This window comes from Corynebacterium sp. ACRPQ, assembly GCF_022347225.1.
In the GTDB taxonomy this organism is placed as follows: domain Bacteria; phylum Actinomycetota; class Actinomycetes; order Mycobacteriales; family Mycobacteriaceae; genus Corynebacterium; species Corynebacterium tuberculostearicum_D.
In genome coordinates this window covers 1-1671 of record NZ_JAKRNF010000039.1, presented here as the reverse complement: position 1 = coordinate 1671, position 1671 = coordinate 1, and the positions used below count along the sequence as shown (strand labels likewise).

The 1671-nt window shown below is 56.6% G+C and carries 1 protein-coding gene and 1 rRNA gene; both read left to right on the top strand.

Going from position 1 to position 1671, the window contains the following annotated elements:
- Nucleotides 1–105: ribosomal RNA gene (gene rrf, locus MHY24_RS11960) — 5S ribosomal RNA — on the top strand; the annotation flags it as partial.
- A 344-nt stretch (nt 106–449) separates the two neighbouring features.
- On the top strand, nt 450–1553 hold the full coding sequence (locus MHY24_RS11955; RefSeq protein ID WP_239230922.1) for an HNH endonuclease signature motif containing protein: 1104 nt from the start codon (nt 450–452) through the stop codon (nt 1551–1553).
- The last annotated feature ends 118 nt before the right edge of the window (nt 1554–1671 follow it).

Below are 1671 nucleotides of genomic sequence, written 5' to 3'. Positions count from 1 at the left end.
AGCTGCAGGGAAACGCCCGGTCCCATTCCGAACCCGGAAGCTAAGCCTGCACACGCTGATGGTACTGCAACCGGGAGGTTGTGGGAGAGTAAGTCACCGCCGACACCAAACAACAAAAACATAATTCAATAACCCAAAAGAAGGGAAGAGAACGGAACACCCACCGTCCTCTTCCCTTCTTTCACGTTTTGCGGGGAGCAAGCATCACGCGACGGAACACGTAGCGAGCCGCGTGCCGCCGGGGTGTAGTAGGCGACGAACCCTAAACCTTTGCTTTTACCCCCGTTGCTGGTCGTGGCGCGACTCTGGGGATCCCTGCGGTTTTAGGGGAGCCTATTCGAACATAAACACCCCCACCGGGGTCACATGTCCACCAGTCGGGATACTATAAAGGCATTCGTTAGAAAATACATACGAACCCTGTTCTTTTCTTCTGGAGTGCCTCGTCCATGACTGCCACACTCACCCCACCCGAACCAGTTACCAGCCTCGACTATCCAGACACCCTCCTCATAGGTGACCACCCCGACACCGAGGCCCTAGACGATAGTGATGTGCCGGAAGCGTTCTACACCACCAACGCACCCGGAAACCACATCGGCAAAGCCGGCACCTACACACGCAAAACCTCCTGGTTCCTCTACCGCGCCATCCTCCCCCAACTAGACGACGACGTCGATCTTAGCCTGACCAGCCTCGCCAAAGACCTCGGCATCTCCTACCACAAACTCCTAGGCTTCCTGCGCGCCCACTTCCGCATGCGGCAACTACCCCTCGTTACCGAAGTCCAAGGCCAGCACTGGATACTCGACCTGACTAAACTGCGCATCATCGACCGCGAACTCAACCGCCTAGACAACAATCCAGACCACCTCGAAGCCATCGACGCCGCACTCGCAGACTTCCTCACCCCCACCACACCCAACGAAACAGTCCCCACCGATGCGGATCTGCGCCGGTTTATCCGCACCTTCATCGACACCCACCTGCGCCCCGAAGACAAAGAACAACAACCCGAACCACGACTGCGCAGCAACTACAACCCGGATAACACCACCACACTAACGCTTACCTGCGATAGCGCCACCGCCACCATCATCGCCCGCCACATCGACGCCTACACCAACCAGACCGCAACCACTGCCGCACAAGGACTCATCGACCTCATTCTCGAAGACACCCACACCAGTGTTGCCATCAACACGTTTACCACCAACCCCGATACCAACCTGGTCTTTCACCCCGGTGCCGGATGGATAAACCTCAACCACGCCCCTACAGATAACACCTTCATCCGCCGGCTTAACGCCGACGAGACAGACTCTTATACCCCTACCACCGATATCCGCGCCTACACCCAAGGCAGAGACGCCACCTGTCGCTGGCCCGGCTGCACCGTCCCCGCCACTAGGTGCCAACTCGACCACCGCATCGAATACCACTTTGGCGGGCCTACCAGCCCAGATAATTTAGTAAACCTCTGCCAACACCACCACAACATCAAAACCGACCGCAGAGTCCATTACATCCTCGACCCCATTACCGGAACCTGAAGTGTCCCAGGTTTTGTTCCGTTTAAGTAGATGGGAAAATCTGGAATATGCCAAGAAAATTTGACCAGGATGCAAAGGACCGTGTGGTCCGTCTCGTGGAAGATCGCATCTTGGCAGA